Here is an 18,452-nt window from a genome sequence, read left to right on the forward strand (position 1 = left end):
AAGAAGGAGGGCCCGATGACGGCCCCACCTGCCCCGAGCACGCACCACCTGCTGCTGGCCCTGGCCGGCCGCGTCGACGACGACCTGCTGGCCACCGCCCGCGAGCTCGTCGCGATCGGCGAGGAGCCGCAGGCGCTGGAGATCCTGGTCGCGACCCTGGTGGCCGACCGCACCGCGCTCCCCGCCCCGCTGCGGTCCGAGGTCGTGGAGCTGTCCCGCCGGCGCGCGGTCGAGTTCGACGTCGACAATCTCCTCGCTCCCGCCGCCGGGTCGCTCGACGGCACCCGGCACGTCTTCGGTGCGGGCCCGGCCGGCGCGGACGAGCGGCTCGCCGAACTGATCACCTCCCCGCCGCCCGGCTCGACGGTGCGGGTGACGTGGCGGTTGACGCCCGCGGGTGCCGCGCCGGGGCCGGTGCCGCACCCGGTGGTGCTGGTGGAGCTGTCCGGGCCGGGGATCGCGCCCGAGGTCGTGTCGTACCGGCTGGGGGCGCACCTGACGCGGTCCGGCCTGCCGGCGTCGGTGGAGGCGTACACGCCCGCCGACGCGCTCCCGGCGTACCAGCGTGCGGCGCTGGAGCGGGCGCGGGAGATCGAGCGGGTCGGTGGGCCGGCTCCCTTCGGCGGTGCCGCGGCTCAGGGCGGGGTCGGTCACGGCGCGGCGGCTCACGGGGCGGCGGTCGGCGGGGCCGGCCGCAGTGGGGCGGCTGTACACCGCGGCCCGGTGCCCTTCGGTGAGTCCGCTGCTCGTCACGGCGGTGGGGCTGTTCACGGCGTCGCGGCCGCTCCGGGCGGGGCGGCTGTTCCTACCGAGACGACTGCTCACAGCGGGGCGGCTGCTCACGGCGGGGCGGCTGCCCCCGAAGCTGCTGCTCCCGGCGTCACAACCACTCACGGCGAGGCCGCGACCCGCGGAGGTGCGGCTGCCCATGGCGATGCGGCTGCCGAATTCGCGGCATCGGACGAGGTCCCGAACGCCGGCCCTGTGACCGGCGAGGAGGCGGCGAGCCGTCCCGACGAGGCCCGGCCGACGCCCGGTCCGGCGGCGCCGGGATCGCGGCCCTCGCCGTCGCCCCGGCCCGTGTCCGCGGGTCCGGGCACCCTCCCGCCCGTGCCGCGCCCGGTCCTCGGTCAGCCGATGACGACCTCGCAGCCGCCGGCCGCGTTCCAGCCGCTGCGCCCACGTCCGGAAGCCGCCGAAGGCGCGGTCGCCGACGGGCAGGCCCAGGTCCCCGACACCCCGGCGGACCGCCCCGGGTCGCGCCCGGTGCCGAGCCCCGGCCCCCGGCCCCACGGCCCCCGACCCGGTGCCGTCGAGCCGGACGGCCCGCACCACGAGCCGCGGACCACGCCCTTCGAGCGCACCCGGGCGCCCGGGTCCCGCCGGTCCGGCCCCACGCTCAGCGTGGTGCCCCCCGCGCCGGGACACGAGCCGCCGAGCGGGCCGCGCCAGGCGCCCGTCACGCGTCCGACGCCGGTCGTGCGTGCCGAGGAGTCGCTCCCGACCCCGGTCGAGCCCTGGCCGGCGTCCAGCGGCGAGGAGACCGAGGAGGCGGACCCGCCCGTCCTCGCGTCGATGCGGGACCCGCTGAGCGGTCCGCTGCGCGAGCCGCTGCTCGACGCCCAGCTCGACCGCGCCGAGACCGGCCCCGTGCCGATCGTCGGCCTCACCCCGCCGCAGGTCTCGCCGGTCGAGGAGGGCACCGCCGACGCGGAGCCCGACGCCGCCGAGCCGTCGGACGCTCCCGCCTCCGCTCCGACGACGGGGCGGCGCCGTCGCGCCGAGGAGCCCCGGCGGGAGCCCGCGGCGGAGTGGACGCGCGACTGGACGTCCGGTGCCTGGGCCATGCCGACGACCGAGCGCCGCCCCGCGTCCGACCTCCCGGCTGCCGGCCGGGCCGCCGCGGGCGACGACGCGGGCCGCACCGCGCCGCCCGGGGCGACCTCGCACGGGTCCGCACAGGAGGACACCACCGACCCGACGGGCCCGGCACAGGGCCCCTCGGACGTGGACCTGCCCGGCTCGCGCGATGGCGCGAACGCCCTCGCCTCCGCGGCGAGCAGTACCGACCGGCACGACCACACGGTCGATGCACCTGAGTTCGGTGAGCACTCGCCTCTGTCCGGGTCGCGCCGCAGCGGAGATGGCGCCGCCGGGACCGTCGGCTCCCAGGGCGAGCACCGCACGAGCGACGCGACCGCACGCCCCGACGGAACCCGGCTCGACGCGCGCGACACCGACTCGCCCTCGGGCGGCTCGGCGAACGGCGGAGGCCGGCGCCGTGCCGATGCGCCGGACCGCACGGGCACACCGTTCGGCGCGCCGACGGGCTACGGGGGACGCCGACGTGCCGAGCGCACGAACAGCGCGGCGGACTCCTCGGACGGGGGCGAGCACGACAGCCCGCTGCGGATCGACCCGCTCGACCCGCTCGGCGCGGCGAGCAGCGTCTTCGGCCGGGACGACCGCAGCGAGACCGACCCGTCGCCTGTGGGACGCGACGCCGCCGACCACTCGGGCGCCCCGTCCGAGACCGGCGACTCGCGCGGTTCGGCGGAGCGCGTCGAGGAGGCGCTGCGGCCAGCAGACGCCTCGTCCCCGCGCGAGGCCACTTCCGACTCGTCCGCGAGCGACGGCCTCTCCGGCTCGCTCCTCGAGGGTGACGCCCCTGGCACGCACCCGGACGGGGACGCCTCCGGCTTGCGCGCGACCGGCGTCGTCGGTTCGCCGCTCGCCGGCGAGACCCCCGACCTCGGCCGGGGCGGGAACACCCCCGGCTCTCGCCCCGCCGGCGCCTTCGGCATGGCCCTCGCCGGCGAGACCCCCGGCCCGAGCCGCGGCGGGAACACCTCCAGCCCCAGCGAAACCTCGGACCCGCATCCCGGAAGCGCAACCGGGCCGAATCGGGGTGGGAACACCTCCGCCTCAAAGCCGAGCGACACCTCGGGCCCGCACCTCGGCAGCCAGACCGGCCCGAACCGGAGCGGAGACACCTCCGGCGCGCGTCCAACCGGCATCTCCGACTCGCCCCGCAACGGCGAGGTCCGCGGCCCGAATCGGGGCGGGGACGCCTTCGGAGCCCGCCCGACCGGCGCTCTCGACTCGCCCCTCGCCGCAGAGACCTCAGACCGAGAGCGGGGCGGAGACACCTTCGGCTCCCAGCCGACCGGCATCGCCGGTTCGGCCCTGAGTAGCGAGAACCCGGGCCCGGACCGGGGCGGGGACACCTCCGGCGCTCGCCCGGCCGGCATCTTCGACTCGCTCCGCGAGGGGTCCTCTGCGGACCGCCACATCGCCGGCTCGCACACCGACCCCGCCCCGGGTCCTGGTGGCGCCCCCACCGCCTCGCACTCGAGCAACACGGTGGCACCGCGCTCGACCGACGCCACCGGCCCGGGGGACCCGTCTGACTCACAGTTGGGCGGTGCCACCTCCGGCTCGCGCGCAGGCGCTCCCGCCGCGGGCCTGAGCGGCGGCGCCTCCGGCCCCCGTCCGGATGCGCGCGACTTCCATTCGGGCGACACCCTCGGCTCGGCCGCGCCCGGCTCGTCCGGCGACAGCGCCGGCTCGCCACAGAGCGACAACGCCCCGGACCTCGCGCCCGCGAACCGGTCGGGACCTGCCGCCGCTGCACACGGTGACACCCCGGATGAGGCCGAGGACGACGCCCCCACCGGGCGCCGCGCGGCCAGGGACGGGGTGCCGACGATCCGTCCGGTGCCGGGTGGCCGTCGTCGCGCCCGGCATCGCCCGGACGACGCGGAGCCCGACCCGTGGGGTTTCGCGACCGACGCCGGACCCGCGGCGCCCGCCGCCGATGCGGAGCCCGCACCGCAGCCCGACGAAGGGCCGCAGGACCGCTCGGACGGGCTGCCCCCGCCCCGGCCGGTGCCGCGGACGATCCCGCGCATCCGGCGCACGTCCGAGCAGCCCGTCAGCGGACTCTTCGGTCCCGGGGAGGTGCCCCCCAGCCGTCCGGACGACCCCTTCGGCACCGGTCCGGGCCCGGCACGCGCCGGCGACGAGCCGCACGGCGACGACACCCCGACGTCCGACGAGCCTGCCGGGCAGGAGACCGCTTCAGAGTCGTACTCCTCGCTCTCCAGCCGCGAGCAGGACCTGCTGCGCCTGCTCCAGCAGGAGCTGGCGGTGCGGGAGTCCTCGCCCGAGCGTCGCAACGGCTCCGGCCCCTACGGCCCGCCGGACCTCGTGGGCTGATCAACGCCGGCCGCGCAGGCGTCGAACGGGACACCAGGGCTGTTCTCGAACCCGAGAACAGCCCTCACATCCCGCTCGAACGTGGGCAGCGCTGCCGTCCCACTACCCCCGCGCCAACTCCTCCGCCCGCGCCAGCACCCGCTGCACGTGAAGGCTGCGGGCGGCGGAGTGCGGGCCGTCGACGAGACGACCGGTGACCGCGTCGAGCAGCTCGTCGAGGAGGACGGCGTAAGAGGCGGTGGCGTCGGCGGGGCGGTCGGTGAGCACATGCCGACCGACCGAGCCGAAGGCCGTCACCTCCATCTCGGTGGGGTCGATCGGCAGCGCGAGCGAGAGCGTCAGGGTGCTGCGGGCGCCGCCGACGTGCCGCAGGCCGACCTGCCAGAGGTCCGGCGCGCTCGCGTGGGCGAACTCGACGTCGACGACCTCGCCGAGCGCGGCGTCGAGCAGGTCGACCATGTGCGGGCCGATGTCGAGCAGCGCGCCCCGCTCGGCCCGCCAGGCCGACGCCGAGTACGGCCCGCCGAGCAGCGCCCCGGAGAGCCAGCGGGCGGTGGCGGTGGTGTCGGCGTCGGCGGGACCGGCCGGGAGCCCGGCGAGCCAGGCACGGACCGGCGGGTGGAAGCGCAGGGTGAACACGGTCGTCGAGCAGACCCCGGCCTCGGCGATCGCGGCCGCGACGCGTTCGGCGGCGGGCAGCGTGTCGGCGAGCGGCTTGTCCAGGATCAGGTGCTTCCCCCGGGCCGCGGCCGAGGGGGCCAGCGCGCCCTGCACCGCGGGCGGCACGGCGAAGGCGACGGCGTCGACGGCCTCGAACAGCTCCTCGACCTCGGCAAAGGGTGTGCCGCCGTGCAGCGCGGTGATCTCCCGGGCCGGCTCGGGCCGCCGGGTCCAGACGCCCGCCAGCTCCACCCCGGGATGGGCGGCGAGGGCGGGGGCGTGCACGGAGCGAGCCCACGGCCCACCCCCGACGAGTCCGACGCGCAGCTGATCCACGGCCCCATCCTGCCCGCTCGCCCCTGCGGACCCACGTCACGCACCCCACGCGGCCGACCCCGCGCGCGTCAGGCCACCGGCAGGCCCCGGCGCACCATCACGCGATCAGAACACCACCCACGTCGCGTTATGGATCCACAACGCAGCCGAAGGAGGCGCCTCTCCGGGCGCGTTATGGGATCCACAACGCGAGCAGGACACCACTCCGAGCGGGTCCCGCCGATCCGTCCGTGGTCAGGGCGGCGTGGCCATCTTCACGGCCGACCCCCGCCGGGCGGCGGGTTAAGGTCCGGACGTGAGCGTCGCCGGTGACAACACGACCGAGAGCGCCGCGCAGCCGAAGCCGGCCGCGACGGTGCTGCTGCTTCGCGACGACCCGGCGCCCCCGCCCGGTCGCGCGCCCCTGCAGGTCTTCCTGCAGCGCAGGGTGAAGCAGATGGCCTTCGCGGGTGGCATGACCGTGTTCCCGGGTGGCAGCGTCGACCCCTCCGACGTGCCCGACGCCGAGCGTTGGGCGGGCCCCGACCCCACCGAGTGGGCCGAGCTGATCGGTGTGACGCCGGAGGTCGCGGGGCAGGCCGTGTCCGCGGCCGTGCGCGAGGTGTTCGAGGAGACCGGCGTGCTGCTCGCGGGCCCACCCGGCGGCGAGCCCGGCTCCCTCACCGCGCAGGCCCCGCTGTGGCGCAAGCAGCTCACCGAGCACACGCTCTCGCTGGCCCAGGTCCTGGTGGACTCCGGCTACGTGCTGCGCTCGGACCTGCTGCGGACCTGGGCGCACTGGGTCACGCCGCCCCAGGAGGGCCGGCGCTACGACACGATCTTCTTCGTCGCGGGCATGCCGGCCGGTCAGGAGGCCGACGCGCACACGACCGAGGCCGTCGAGGCGACCTGGTGGTACCCCGAGGACGCGCTGGCGGCGTTCGACACCGGCGAGATGACGCTGATGCCGCCGACCCTGCTCTCGCTACGGGACCTCTCCGTCTTCTCGACGACGGCCGAGGCGCTGGCCGGGTGCGCGGGCCGGGACATGACCCCGGTGCACCCGAAGTTCCGCAGGGACGACGCGGGCGTCCGGTACGTCATCCTCCCGGACGGCTCCGAGCACCGCTTCGCGCCCGCGCGGTCGGCGTGACCGCTCCGGCCTACGGCGTCCTGCGCGAGGTCACGCCGCTCGTCTCGGTGCTGCTACAGCACAACCCCGGCCCGATGACGCTGGAGGGCACCAACACCTGGGTGCTGCGGGCGCCCGGGGCGGAGGAGTGCATCGTCGTCGACCCCGGCGAGGCCGACGACGAGGAGCACCTCGATCGGCTCACGGCGCACGGGCCCGTGGCCCGGATCCTGCTGACCCACCGGCACCACGACCACTGCGGGGCGGCCCGTCGGCTCGCCGAGCTCACCAAGGCACCGGTGCAGGCCCTGGACCCGAGCCTCGTGCTCGGCTCCGAGGCCCTGGCCGACGGCGACGTGGTGGCCGCGGCGGGGCTGGAGCTGCGGGTGGTCGCAACGCCCGGGCACACGTCGGACTCGACGTCGTTCCTGGTGAACGGCCCGGGTGACGGCCCCCCGCCGCTGCTGGCCGGCGACATGATCCTCGGCCACGGCACCACCGTGATCGCGCATCCGGACGGCGCGCTCGCCCCGTACCTCTCCTCACTGGACTGGTACGCCGACCTACCGCCCGGCACCACCGTGCTGACCGGCCACGGCCCGGAGCTCCCCGACGCCGCGGCCGTCGCGACGTACTACCGCGAGCACCGCCACCAGCGGCTCGACCAGGTCCGCGATGCCCTGCGCACGCTGCCCGAGGACGCGACGCCCCGGCAGGTGGTCGAGGTGGTGTACGCCGACGTCGACCAACGGCTGTGGGACGCCGCGGAGCTCTCGGTGAAGGCGCAGCTGGACTACCTACGCGGCTGAGGGCGTGCCCTCGATCGTCCGGCGCCGGGCCCAGAGCACGGCGCCGACGAGCAGGCCGGCCGCGCCGCCGGTGAGGAACGCCCCGGACGCCCCGGCCGCCTCGACCACGACCCCGGCCAGGGACTGGCCGGCGGCGGCGCCCACGGTGATCGCCGTGACCACCCAGCCGAACGCCTCGGTGGCCGCGCCGCGCGGCGCCACGACCTCCACGATGAGCGAGTGTCCCGTGGTCTGCGGCGTGATGAGCCCGCCGGCGGCCAGCATGGCGATCACGAGCAGCACGAGCGAGCCTGCCACGCCCGCGAGCCACATGGCGAGCACCAGCACGCCGAACCCGGCGACCAGCACCGGCATCCGCAGGTGCAGCGCGCGGGGCCACGGCCGCGTCCCGTAGAGGACGCCGACCAGCACGGACGTGACCGACCAGGCCGACAGCAGCGCACCGCCCAGCCACGGCTCGCCGAGACCCGTGGCGACCGCGGGCACCCCGACCTCGACGGCGCCGACGACGAGCCCGAAGCCCAGCCCCGCCAGCGCGATCGTCCGCATGCCGGGACTCGCGATCGCGCCCCACATCGTCGCCCCGGTCGACGGGAGCGGCCGGCTGCCGCGCACGGGCCCGCTCAGCGCGAACCCCACCGTCCCGACGACGGTCGCGGCCACGGCCACCGCCGTGCCGGTCCCGGGCCAGGGCGTGGAGGCCAGCAGCGCGGCCACCCCGGGTCCGAGGATGAAGAAGACCTCGAGGCTGATCGCCTCGTAGCTGTACGCCGCCTCGCGCCGCGGCCCGGACGGCACCAGCCGCTCCCACAGCGCCCGGGAGGCGCCGGGCATGGCGGGCATGACGAGCCCGGTGAACAGCGCGACCGCGACGACGACGGGCAGCGCGACCCGCGTCTCGACGGCCGCGACGAGCCCGCCCGCGCCCAGTGCGAACAGCGTCGCGACGGCCAGCAGCACGCCCGACGGCCCGCGCCGGTCCATCAGCCGGCCCTGCAGCACCGAGCCGAGCGCGACGCCGACCAGCGAGCCCGCCGAGACGGCACCGGCCACCGCGAACGACCCCGACTCGCGCTGCACGTAGAGCAGCGTGGCGAAGCTGAACATGGCGACCGGGAACCGCCCCACCGCGGAGGTGAGGACGGGCACCGCCGCACCGGGGGCGGTGACGGCGGCGCGGTAGTCGGCGAGCGAGACGGACACGCCGTCGAGGATCGCACGATCTGGTACGGCCGTACCAGTAATTTGCCGCACGCCACCACGAGGGTGGCGCACACGGTTCTAGCGGGCGCGGCGCGCGAGCCGCTCGGGCTCCAGGATCAGCACGCTCTTGCCCTCGAGCCGCAGCCAGCCGCGGTGCGCGAAGTCCGCCAGCGCCTTGTTGACCGTCTCGCGGGAGGCGCCGACGAGCTGGGCGATCTCCTCCTGCGTCAGGTCGTGCGTGACGCGGAGCAGGCCGGACTCCTGCGACCCGAACTGACGGGCCAGCTGCAGCAGCGACTTGGCCACGCGGCCGGGCACGTCCGTGAAGATCAGGTCCGCGAGCATGTTGTTGGTGCGGCGCAGCCGGCGGGCCAGCACCCGCAGCAGCTGCTCGGCGATCTCCGGGCGCTTGCCGATCCACTCGCGCAGCGCGGCGCGGTCCATCGTGAAGGCACGGACCTCGGTCACCGAGGTGGCCGACGACGTGCGCGGCCCCGGGTCGAAGATCGACAGCTCGCCGAACATGTCCGACGGGCCCGCGACCATCAACAGGTTCTCCCGGCCGTCGGGGGACTTCCGGCCGATCTTCACCTTGCCGCTGGCGATGATGTAGAGCCGGTCGCCCGGCTCGCCCTCGCTGAAGATGACGTGCCCACGCGGGAACTCCACGGGCTCCAGGGTCTGGGCCAGCACCTCGGCGGCGTGCGGCTCCACACCCTGGAAGATCCCTGCCCGGATCAGAACATCGTCCACAACACCTGCTCCTCGTCCACATCCACCGCAGCCACGCGGCGGATCATCGGCGCGCCAGTCTAGGGGGTCGCTCCGCACAGTGTGACGAGACGACGTGTGAACACCATGCCCGGATTGGGGTACCCGGGCACCGCGGACCGACCCGTTCGGCCCCCCTTCCCGGCCGACCCTCACGGGCCGAACGGGCTACGAGGAGACTTTACTCCGGCGGGTCCCGCGCCTCCCGCCCCGGTTGCGCAGGCGGAAGAGCTCCAGGGCGCGGACGGTGCCCTGGCGGAACAACGCGCGCACCTCGTCGGGGCGGGGACGCTCGAGCAACTCGTCGAGCTCGTCCTGCCGCACGCTGGACTCCCGCATCCGGGACTCGACACGCTCCATACCGAGCGCGAAGAACATCACCAGGAGCGGCACGAGGACGGCTAACCAGGCAGTCATGTCACGGTCGATGATGGCCTACCCCCGGCACCCCGGCCCCACCGGGGTCCCCGCGTGTCGGGATCGATGCGCGATCGAGACCCGTCACCTGCAGCAACGGGCCGTCACCCTGCGTACCGCGCCCGAGGTTGTCGGTGGCTCGCCGTAGTCTCGCCGTGTGACCACCACACTCCGGCGTCCCACCAGCCGCGAGGTCGCGAAGCTGTCCGCGCGGATCGCCGCCGGCGAGAGCGGGATCGGCCGCGCCCGGCGGGTCGGGCGGATCCTGCGGGCGCTCGCCGTCGCGTATCCCGACGCGCACTGCGAGCTGGACTTCACGAACCCGCTCGAGCTCGCCGTCGCCACGATCCTGTCCGCGCAGTCGACCGACAAGAAGGTCAACGAGATCAGCCCGGCGCTGTTCGCGCGCTACCGCACCGCGGCGGACTACGCGGGCGCCGACCGCACCGAGCTGGAGGAGTACGTCCGGCAGACCGGCTTCTACCGCAACAAGGCGAACGCGCTGATGGGTCTGGGCGCCGCCCTGGTCGAGCGGTTCGACGGCGAGGTCCCCGGGAACCTGGACGATCTCGTCACCCTGCCGGGGATCGGTCGGAAGACCGCGAACGTCATCCTGGGCAACGCGTTCGGTGTCCCCGGCATCACCGTGGACACGCACTTCGGCCGACTGGTGCGCCGCTGGGGCTGGACGAGCGAGGAGGACCCGGTCAAGGTCGAGCACGAGGTCGGCGACCTGGTCCCGAAGAAGGACTGGACCATGGCGTCGCACTACGTGATCTTCCACGGGCGCCGGGTCTGCCACGCCAAGAAGCCGGCCTGCGGCGCGTGCACGCTGGCGATGGACTGCCCGTCGTTCGGCCTCGGTCCCACCGACCCGGTCGCGGCCGCGAAGCTGATCAAGGGGCCGGAGGCGCCCCACCTGCTGCAGCTGGCGGGGCTGGGCGGGGAATGAGCCCCCGATGAGCACCGGACCCCGGGCCGTCCTGCGGCGGCACCGGTCCGAGCTGGTCAGCACGCTGGTCGTGGTGGTGCTGGTGGTGATCGGGGTCGTCGCGCTCTGGCCGCGCGACCCCGCCCCGTCCGGGGGCACGGCAGGCGACGCGACCACCACGGCCGCGCCCGATCCCGCCCGGCTCGCCGGTCTGCGTGCGCAGGCGGACCTGTCGCCCTGCCCGTCGGGCACCGGCGGGGCCGGCCCGCTCGCCGGGGTCGTCGCCCCCTGCCTGGCCGACGGCACTCCGGTGAACGTCGGGGGCGCGCTCGCCGGCCGTCCGGCGCTGGTCAACGTGTGGGCGTCGTGGTGCGCCCCGTGCCGCGAGGAGCTGCCCGCGCTGGCCGAGTACGCCGCCCGCCCCGGCGCGGTGCCCGTGCTGCTCGTCGACATCCAGGACACGGACGAGGCGGCGCTCGCGCTGCTCGCCGAGATCGGCGTCCGGCTCCCGTCGGTCACCGATCCCGAGGGCGCGCTGCGGGCCGCGCTGGAGGTGCCGCCGGCCATCCCGGCCAGCTACGTCGTGCGGGCGGACGGCTCGGCGGCACGTGTCGACCCGCCGGTCCCCTTCGGGTCGGCCGACGAGGTGGCGGCCGCGGTGGGCAAGCTGTCCCCATGACCGACGTGCACCCGGAGGCGGCGCCCGCCTTCCTGGAGCCGCTGCTGGGCTCGCTCGACAGCGTCGAGGCCTACGACCTCGCCCCCCACCGCGTCCCGCCGCCCGCGGGCGGCCCGAGGGCGGCCGTGCTGATGCTCTTCGGCGAGAGCCCGCAGGGGCCGGACGTGCTGCTCGTCGAGCGCGCCTCCACGCTGCGCAACCACGCCGGCCAGGTGGCCTTCCCCGGCGGCCGGATCGACCCCGGCGACGCCGGCCCGCTCGGCGCCGCGCTGCGCGAGGCCGAGGAGGAGACCGGGCTGGACCCCGCGGGCGTCGTCCCGCTGGCGCTGCTGCCCGAGCTGTTCATCCCGCCGTCGGGCTTCGTGGTGACCCCGGTGCTGGGCTACTGGGCCGAGCCGAGCGCGGTGCACGCCGTGGACCCGGCCGAGACCGCGGCCGTCGTGCGGGTGCCGGTGGCCGACCTCGTCGACCCCGCGAACCGCATCACCGTGCACCATCCCAGCGGGCACCGCGGCCCGGCCTTCCTGGTGGCGGGGGTGCTCGTGTGGGGCTTCACCGGGGGCCTATTGTCCGGCCTGTTGGATCGCGCGGGATGGGCGCATCCCTGGGACGAGTCCCGGGTCGTGGACCTGGGCGCGGCGTGGTCGGCAGCTCGCTCGGCACGCGATGGCGACCGGAACGGACGCCGACAGGACGGGCAGGAGGCTGCGGGCACGTGAGGCGGACCCACCACGAGGACCAGCGATGAGCTGGGTGGACGTCGCGGTCGTCGTCCTGGCCCTGATCGCGGCGGTGTCCGGGTGGCGGCACGGGATGGCGGTCGCGCTGCTGTCCTTCGTCGGCGTGCTCGGCGGCGCGATCATCGGCGTCCGGGTGGCCCCGCTGCTGGTCGCGGACATCCAGGCGCAGACCACGCGGATCATCGTGAGCATCGTGGTCGTCGTGCTCCTGGTCGCGCTCGGCGAGACCCTCGGCGTCTACCTGGGCCGCAAGATCCGCGACCGGATCCGCGGCGAGCGCTTCCTCGCGGTCGACTCCACGCTGGGCGCGATCGTCCAGGCCGTCACCGTAGTGATCGCCGCGTGGCTGGTGGCGCTGCCGCTGGCCTCGGCGAGCTTCCCGGGACTGGCCGCCAGCGTGCGCCAGTCCGAGGTACTCAAGGGCGTCGACGCAGTGATGCCGGACCAGGCCCGCTCGCTGCCCGCCGAGCTGCGCACGCTGCTGGACCGCTCCGGCTTCCCGGACGTGCTGAGCCCCTTCCAGGCCACCCCGATCCAGCAGGTCGGCCCGCCGGACCCGGCGCTGCTCAACCTGCCGATCGTGTCCGAGGTGCGCGGCAGCGTGCTCAAGGTGCACGGCCGGGCGCCGTCCTGCCAGCGCCAGCTAGAGGGCACCGGGTTCGTGGTCGCCCCGCAGCGGGTCATGACGAACGCGCACGTCGTGGCCGGGACCACGGACACCACGGTCGAGGTCACGACGTCGTCGAACCGCATCCGCCAGCTCGACGCCCGGGTGGTCAGCTACGACCCGGAGATCGACGTCGCGGTGCTGGCCGTGCCGGACCTCGAGGCGGACCCGCTGAGCTTCGCGCAGGCGCCGGCCACCCCGGGGGACGACGCGATCATCCTCGGCTACCCGCTCGACGGCCCGTACACGATCTCAGCCGGCAAGGTGCGCGACCGCATCCAGCTGCGCGGCCCGGACATCTACGACGCCAACACCGTGACGCGGGACGTCTACACCGTGCGCGCCAAGGTCCAGTCCGGGAACTCCGGCGGCCCGATGATCGCGCCGGACGGGCAGGTCCTGGGCGTGGTCTTCGGCGCGGCGCTCGACGACTCGGAGACCGGCTTCGTGCTCACGACGCAGCAGGTGGCGCGGGCGCTCGGGAACGCGCCGGGGCTCACCCGCTCCGTCGACACCGGCTCCTGCGCCGCATGACCGACGCGAACGGGGTGCCCGAGGGGTTCGTGCCCCTGCCGACGTCGGCGTTCGTCGAACACCTCGGCGGGCTCTACCACGCTCCCGAGGCGCGGGAGCACACGTTCGGCATGCGGGTCGGGCCGGAGCACGCGAACGTCCGCGGCCGGGCGCACGGCGGCTTCCTGGCGACCGCGGTCGACGTGGCCACCTCGCGCGGCGCCCGCGCCGCGATGGGCGACGGCTCCGGGGTCAGCACCGTCACGATGACGATGGACTACCTCGCGCCGGTCGACGTGGGCGAGTGGATCCAGCTGGTCACGACGGTGGACCGGGTCGGCGGGCGGACCGTGTTCGCCACGTGCCGGGTCACCGCGGGCGACCGGCTGGTCGCCCGCGGCTCCGTGGTGCTGGCGCGGATCAGACCTCGCGCGTGATCGTCTGGTCCCGGCCCGGTCCGACGCCGATGGCCGAGACCGCGGCGCCGGTGAGCTCCTCGATGCGGTGCACGTAGTCCCGCGCGGCGGCCGGCAGGTCGTCGAACTCGCGAACGCCCGAGATGTCCTCGAACCAGCCCGGCATCTCCTCGTACACCGGCACGGCGTGGTGGATGTCCGTCTGGGTCATCGGCATGTCGTCGACGCGCTTGCCGTCGACGTCGTAGGCCACGCAGATCGGCACCCGCTCGAGCGAGGAGAGCACGTCGAGCTTGGTGAGGAAGAAGTCCGTGATGCCGTTGACGCGCTGGGCGTAGCGGCCGATCACGGCGTCGAACCAGCCGCAGCGACGCGGGCGGCCGGTGGTCACGCCGACCTCGCCGCCGGTCTTGCGCAGGTACTCGCCCGAGGCGTCGAACAGCTCGCTCGGGAACGGGCCGGAGCCGACGCGCGTGGTGTACGCCTTGAGGATCCCGATGACCCGGTCGATCTTGTTCGGGCCGATGCCCGAGCCGACCGCGGCGCCGCCGGCGGTGGGGTTCGAGCTGGTCACGAAGGGGTAGGTGCCGTGGTCGACGTCGAGCAGGGTGCCCTGGGAGCCCTCGAGCAGGATCGTCTCGCCCGCCTCGAGCGCCTGGTTGAGCAGGAGCCGGGTGTCCGCGATCCGGTGCTTGAAGCCCTCGGCCTGCGCGAGCACGCCGTCGACGACCTCGGCCGGGTCCATCGCCCGCCGGTTGTAGACCTTGACCAGCACCTGGTTCTTGAAGTCGAGGGCCGCCTCGACCTTCTGGTGCAGGATCTTCTCGTCCAGCACGTCCGCCACCCGGACGCCGACGCGCGCCACCTTGTCCTGGTACGCGGGGCCGATGCCGCGGCCCGTGGTGCCGATCTTGGACTTGCCCAGGAAGCGCTCGGTGACCTTGTCGATGGCCACGTGGTACGGCATGATCAAGTGCGCGTCTGCGCTGATCATCAGGCCCGTGGTGTCCACCCCGCGGTTCTCCAGGCCCTTCAGCTCCTCGAGCAGCACGCCCGGGTCGACCACCACGCCGTTGCCGATCACGTTCTTGGCGCCCGGGGTGAGGATCCCCGAGGGGATCAGGTGCAGCGCGAAGTCCTGCCCGTCGGGCAGCACGACGGTGTGGCCGGCGTTGTTGCCGCCCTGGTAGCGCACCACCCACTGCACGGACCCGCCGAGCAGGTCCGTGGCCTTGCCCTTGCCCTCGTCGCCCCACTGGGCACCGATCAGCACGATCGCCGGCATGTGAAACTCCAGTCCTGGCTTGCGGCGGGAGGGTAACCGATCAGGTGGCTACGATCGATCAGGAACTGGTGCTGCTGACCTGTGGCGACAGGCCGGTGCGCCGTTTCCCGTTCCACGGTAGCCGCCCGGCGGCACGGCTCGGACGGGTGCCCGGCGTGCTGGCCCACGTCCCGGCCGTCGCGCTGCCGGCGCGGCCCGGCAAGGACGACGTGGACCCGGTGCTCGAGGAGCGCGAACCGCGCCGGGTGATCGTCCGCGGGGACGACGCCGACCTGGCGTCCGTGCTGGTCAGGCTCCTGCGGCGGGACCTGCTCCACGTCGAGGTGGCGTTCGTGCCCGCTGTGCGGCGCTCGGCCGTCGCGATGGCGTGGGAGCTGCCGCGCGACGCGGCGGCCCTCGCCCTGGACGGCCCCGCCCGCCCCACGCCCCTGATCCGGGACGACGCCGGCGGCGTGCTCGTCGGCCGCGGGGTGGTCCGGGACGTCGAGGGCGAGGCCTACTGCGACAACACACTGGTGCTGCGCGGACGGGTGCGCCGGCTCGTCGCGGTGCCCGGACCCGGCGGGGTGTCGGCGCTGCCCGGCAAGGGGGTGCGGGCGGCCACCGGGCGGGCGCTGCAGATCGGCTCGACGGGCGCCCGGATCGAGGTCGAGGGCGTGCCGCACCCGCGGCCCGCGCCCCGCTGGACCTGGTACCGGCACACCGCGGACTGGCTGCTCGTGCGGCCTGACCTGCGGTGATCCGGGGCGGGGCCGCGCGGATACATGTCACGCGAAACGGTGCGGAAACATCCAGGCGGTGAACGGCCCTCTCGCTCATGAGGTTCGAGCGAGGGCGCCGTTCGTTCGACACCCCTGCTGCACCAGACCCAGGAACCGGGCGACGCCGTACTGCCGGGCTCGGCCGCGCACCTCGCCGGGCGTCGCGTGCTGGGCACCGAGGTGCTGCTCTGGGGCGAGGACGGGGAGGCCGCGGCCGGGAGCTGGTGGTCGCTCACCCCGCTCGCCGTGCGCGGAAGCCTCGCCACCGCCGTCGGACCCGATGCGGTACGCACGCAGCGGGCCCTCGCCGAGGCCGTCGCGGCCCACCCCGGCTGGACCGCCGAGGTGCTCGCCGCTCCTCACCCCCGGAGCGAACGGGCCCCTCGTTCAGTAGGTATGAGCGAGAGCGCCGTTCGCTCATCCGGATCCGCTCGTCCGGAGGCGCCGTGACCGAGCTCGACCTGGTGTTCCGCGCCCATCGGGTGATCACCGCGTCAGGCGAGGTGAACCGCTGCGTCGGCGTCCGGGACGGTGAGATCGTCGCGATCGAGCCGTACGACTCGCCGCTCACCGCGCCCACGCCGACTGGCAGGCCGTGCCGCATCTGGACATCTGGCGCGACCGACGACGCCACCGTCCGCCGGCAGGTCCGCGGCGGCTGGCAGGGCGGCGACCCGGGCCTGCGCGACACCGAGACGGGCTTCGTGAAGAAGAACGCCGCCCGCTGAGTCGTCGCAGGTCAGGCGGGGTCGTGAGTGCCTACTGCCGCTCTAGGGGCAGTTGTCACTCACGGGGTCAGGAGCCGCGGTAGGTCGTGTACGAGTACGGGGCGAGCAGGAGCGGGACGTGGTAGTGGCCGCGCTCGGGGTCGGCGGTGAAGGCGATCGTGACCTCGGGGAAGAAGGCCTCCTGCCCCGTCGCGGCGTGGTAGGCGCCCGTCGCGAACACCGCGGTCCAGGTCCCCGGGGTGAGTGGGCCGGTGTACAGGTCGCCGACCCGCCCGTCCGGGTCGGTCGTGCCCGTGTGCACCGTGCCGTCCGGCGCGGTCAGGGTCACCGCGACGTCGGCCGCCGGGCGGCCGAGGGCGGCGTCGAGGACGTGCGTGCTGATGCCTGCCATGCCGTAGAGCATCGCAGGAGCCACGCGCAATAGTCCGGAATGACTCGGGGAAATCGTTCACGTCGTCGTTACATATTCGCCCGCGGCCTGGAATTGTGCCCGAGCGGCTGGCGTCGCCACCGAGTCCGGCGCACGGGAAAGGGCGGGCCGCGGTACCCCAACACCACGGAATCGATGACGGCGACCATCGGGAAGGCCGCCGCCGCCGTCGTGTCGCCCGGCACGACGGTCCGGGCGGTCACCCCCGCCACCGGTCCGGCGTCGATCGAGAGCCACTCCGACGAGGCGCTGGCCGTCCCCGGGCTGCTGGCCGAGATCGCGACCGGCGAGGAGGCGGGCTCGACGGCTACGTCATCGCCTGCTTCGGAGACCCCGGCCTCGACGCGTCGCGCGAGCTCGCCCGCGGCCCGGTCGTCGGGATCGCGGAGGCCGGCATACGCACCGCGAGCTACCTGGGCCGCGGGTTCAGCGTGGTGACGACGCTCGGCCGAACCGTCGGGCGAGCCCAGGACCTGGCGGAACACTACGGCGCCGCCCATTTCTGCCGCGGCGTGCGCGCCTGCGAGATCCCCGTCCCGGAGCTCGAGGACCCCGCCTCGGGCGCATGCGAGCGGATCACCGAGGAGTGCCCGCCGGGCCGTCGCCGAGGACGGGTCGGACGCGATCGTCCTCGGCTGCGCGGGCATGGCGGATCTCTGAGCGCACGTCTCGGCGGCGGTCGGGGTGCCGGTGGTCGACGGCGTCGCGGCCGCCACCCGGACCATCGAGTCGCTCGTCGCGCTGGGCCTGCGCACCGGGGACCGCGGCGAGTTCGCGCGGCTCCCGGCGAAGCCCTTCACCGGGCTACTGCGCGACTTCGAGATCGTGGTTGCGGATATATGTCGAGACTGCGTTGACCCACGCATCGGTCTCGTGAATTGCGCGGCCGCATCCCTCTTTCGGTACAGCGGCCACCTAGCGTCGTCCGCACTGGACTTCTGGTCGGCGGCGGAGCGGGAGATGACGGAATCGGTGCACACCACGCACGACCACCGGAGGACGAATGGGCATCTCGCTCGGCTACAACCAGTACGGCAAGGCGGAGTGCCACCTGGTGCACGTGCACGGCGTCGGGTCGCCGGAGGCGTTCGGGCTGCTCCTGGCCCGGTACTTCGTCGAGGGCTTCGCCCAGGTCACGGGTGCCCGGCAGGAGGTGAACCTGGACCACTGGGAGCGGATCTCGACCACCGAGGGCGGGCCCCACGACCACGCGTTCACCAGGACCGGATCCGAGGTCAGGACGTGCGTGGTGACCAAGCAGGGGGCCGAGGAGACGGTCATCTCCGGGCTCACCGGGCTGACGGTGCTCACGAGCACCGGCAGCGAGTTCCACGGGTTACCGGACGTGCCGTACACCTCGCTCGTCGAGACGGACGACCGGATCCTCGCCACGGCCGTCACCGCCCGGTGGCGATACGTCGGCACGGACGTCGACTGGGACAAGTCCTTCACGTCGATCCGGCAGATCCTGCTCGACCGCTTCGCGCAGACCCACAGCCTGTCGCTGCAGCAGACGCTGTAGACGATGGGCGAGGCGACGCTGGCGCCACCCGGAGGTCGCGGAGATCCGGTTCTCCATGTCCCAACAAGCACCACTTCCTGGTCGACCTCGAGAAGTGGGGCCTCGACAACCCCAACGAGGTCTGGTTCGCCGCCGACCGGCCCTACGGGCTGATCGAGGCGTCGATCGTCCGCGACGACGCGCCCCCGGCCCAGGGGGCGTGGGAAGGGGTCAAGGGCTTCATCTGATGGCTGCGGCCCCCGCCGAGTCGACGCC

16 protein-coding genes and 2 pseudogenes are annotated in these 18,452 nt (G+C 74.7%); 12 read left to right on the plus strand and 6 right to left on the minus strand.

Features of this window, described 5'->3' with window-relative positions:
• The first annotated feature begins 15 nt into the window (after positions 1 to 15).
• Entirely contained in the window at positions 16 to 4,218 is a 4,203-nt protein-coding gene (locus ACQP04_RS36030; protein WP_433504895.1) for a hypothetical protein, read from the plus strand.
• 102 nt (positions 4,219 to 4,320) lie between these two features.
• On the opposite strand, the gene ACQP04_RS36035 is transcribed toward ACQP04_RS36030, so the two are convergent.
• Complete coding sequence (locus ACQP04_RS36035) at positions 4,321 to 5,214, minus strand: Gfo/Idh/MocA family protein (RefSeq protein WP_433504896.1); 894 nt, start codon at positions 5,212 to 5,214, stop codon at positions 4,321 to 4,323.
• A gap of 295 nt (positions 5,215 to 5,509) precedes the next feature.
• On the opposite strand from ACQP04_RS36035, the gene ACQP04_RS36040 reads away from it, so the two are divergent.
• Complete coding sequence (locus ACQP04_RS36040) at positions 5,510 to 6,346, plus strand: NUDIX hydrolase (protein ID WP_433504897.1); 837 nt, start codon at positions 5,510 to 5,512, stop codon at positions 6,344 to 6,346.
• Positions 6,343 to 7,134, plus strand: a complete 792-nt coding sequence (locus tag ACQP04_RS36045) for an MBL fold metallo-hydrolase (RefSeq protein WP_433504898.1) — start codon at positions 6,343 to 6,345, stop codon at positions 7,132 to 7,134. Before ACQP04_RS36040 ends, ACQP04_RS36045 begins: the two co-directional genes overlap by 4 nt.
• Here the strand turns inward: ACQP04_RS36045 and ACQP04_RS36050 are convergent.
• The 3 genes from ACQP04_RS36050 to ACQP04_RS36060 all read right to left on the minus strand — a co-directional run bounded on the left by ACQP04_RS36050 (position 7,123) and on the right by ACQP04_RS36060 (position 9,525).
• Positions 7,123 to 8,337, minus strand: coding sequence for an MFS transporter (locus ACQP04_RS36050; protein WP_433504899.1), 1,215 nt, complete (start codon positions 8,335 to 8,337; stop codon positions 7,123 to 7,125). The genes ACQP04_RS36045 and ACQP04_RS36050 overlap by 12 nt on opposite strands.
• Before the next feature lie 78 nt (positions 8,338 to 8,415).
• Positions 8,416 to 9,090, minus strand: coding sequence for a Crp/Fnr family transcriptional regulator (locus tag ACQP04_RS36055; protein ID WP_037041895.1), 675 nt, complete (start codon positions 9,088 to 9,090; stop codon positions 8,416 to 8,418).
• 186 nt (positions 9,091 to 9,276) lie between these two features.
• Positions 9,277 to 9,525 carry a hypothetical protein gene (locus ACQP04_RS36060; protein ID WP_433504900.1) on the minus strand — a complete coding sequence of 83 codons (249 nt, stop codon included), beginning with the start codon at positions 9,523 to 9,525 and terminating at the stop codon, positions 9,277 to 9,279.
• A 202-nt stretch (positions 9,526 to 9,727) separates the two neighbouring features.
• Here ACQP04_RS36060 and nth point away from each other — a divergent pair, with 202 nt between their 5' ends.
• From nth to ACQP04_RS36085, 5 genes are read left to right on the plus strand one after another with little or no spacing between them, the layout of a single operon-like run.
• Positions 9,728 to 10,477 (plus strand): endonuclease III, encoded by a 750-nt coding sequence (gene nth / locus ACQP04_RS36065; protein ID WP_433508504.1) that lies wholly within the window; start codon positions 9,728 to 9,730, stop codon positions 10,475 to 10,477.
• Positions 10,478 to 10,484: 7 nt separating this feature from the next.
• A complete protein-coding gene (locus ACQP04_RS36070; RefSeq protein WP_433504901.1) occupies positions 10,485 to 11,135 on the plus strand; it encodes a TlpA family protein disulfide reductase in 651 nt (216 codons plus the stop codon).
• Positions 11,132 to 11,854: an NUDIX hydrolase gene (locus ACQP04_RS36075; RefSeq protein ID WP_037041897.1), complete on the plus strand. Its 723-nt coding sequence runs from the start codon at positions 11,132 to 11,134 to the stop codon at positions 11,852 to 11,854. The genes ACQP04_RS36070 and ACQP04_RS36075 overlap by 4 nt, the downstream gene beginning before the upstream one ends.
• Before the next feature lie 25 nt (positions 11,855 to 11,879).
• The gene (locus ACQP04_RS36080; RefSeq protein ID WP_433504902.1) at positions 11,880 to 13,076 is read left to right on the plus strand and encodes a MarP family serine protease; all 1,197 of its coding nucleotides are present in this window, start codon (positions 11,880 to 11,882) and stop codon (positions 13,074 to 13,076) included.
• Positions 13,073 to 13,492 (plus strand): PaaI family thioesterase, encoded by a 420-nt coding sequence (locus ACQP04_RS36085; protein ID WP_433504903.1) that lies wholly within the window; start codon positions 13,073 to 13,075, stop codon positions 13,490 to 13,492. The genes ACQP04_RS36080 and ACQP04_RS36085 overlap by 4 nt, the downstream gene beginning before the upstream one ends.
• Here the strand turns inward: ACQP04_RS36085 and ACQP04_RS36090 are convergent.
• Positions 13,476 to 14,756, minus strand: coding sequence for an adenylosuccinate synthase (locus ACQP04_RS36090; protein WP_433504904.1), 1,281 nt, complete (start codon positions 14,754 to 14,756; stop codon positions 13,476 to 13,478). The genes ACQP04_RS36085 and ACQP04_RS36090 overlap by 17 nt on opposite strands.
• Positions 14,757 to 14,800: 44 nt before the next feature.
• On the opposite strand from ACQP04_RS36090, the gene ACQP04_RS36095 reads away from it, so the two are divergent.
• On the plus strand, positions 14,801 to 15,496 hold the full coding sequence (locus tag ACQP04_RS36095) for a hypothetical protein (protein ID WP_433504905.1): 696 nt from the start codon (positions 14,801 to 14,803) through the stop codon (positions 15,494 to 15,496).
• Positions 15,497 to 15,963: 467 nt separating this feature from the next.
• Positions 15,964 to 16,245 carry a hypothetical protein gene (locus ACQP04_RS36100; protein WP_433504906.1) on the plus strand — a complete coding sequence of 94 codons (282 nt, stop codon included), beginning with the start codon at positions 15,964 to 15,966 and terminating at the stop codon, positions 16,243 to 16,245.
• Between the two features lie 67 nt (positions 16,246 to 16,312).
• On the opposite strand, the gene uraH is transcribed toward ACQP04_RS36100, so the two are convergent.
• Positions 16,313 to 16,636, minus strand: a complete 324-nt coding sequence (gene uraH, locus ACQP04_RS36105) for a hydroxyisourate hydrolase (protein WP_433504907.1) — start codon at positions 16,634 to 16,636, stop codon at positions 16,313 to 16,315.
• Between the two features lie 174 nt (positions 16,637 to 16,810).
• On the opposite strand from uraH, the pseudogene ACQP04_RS36110 reads away from it, so the two are divergent.
• Together ACQP04_RS36110 and pucL are read left to right on the plus strand one after the other, a co-directional pair.
• A pseudogene (locus ACQP04_RS36110) lies at positions 16,811 to 17,532 on the plus strand (aspartate/glutamate racemase family protein).
• A gap of 146 nt (positions 17,533 to 17,678) precedes the next feature.
• A pseudogene (gene pucL / locus ACQP04_RS36115) lies at positions 17,679 to 18,424 on the plus strand (factor-independent urate hydroxylase).
• The last annotated feature ends 28 nt before the right edge of the window (positions 18,425 to 18,452 follow it).

It is taken from the genome of Pseudonocardia halophobica (assembly GCF_050948485.1).
GTDB lineage: Bacteria > Actinomycetota > Actinomycetes > Mycobacteriales > Pseudonocardiaceae > Pseudonocardia > Pseudonocardia halophobica.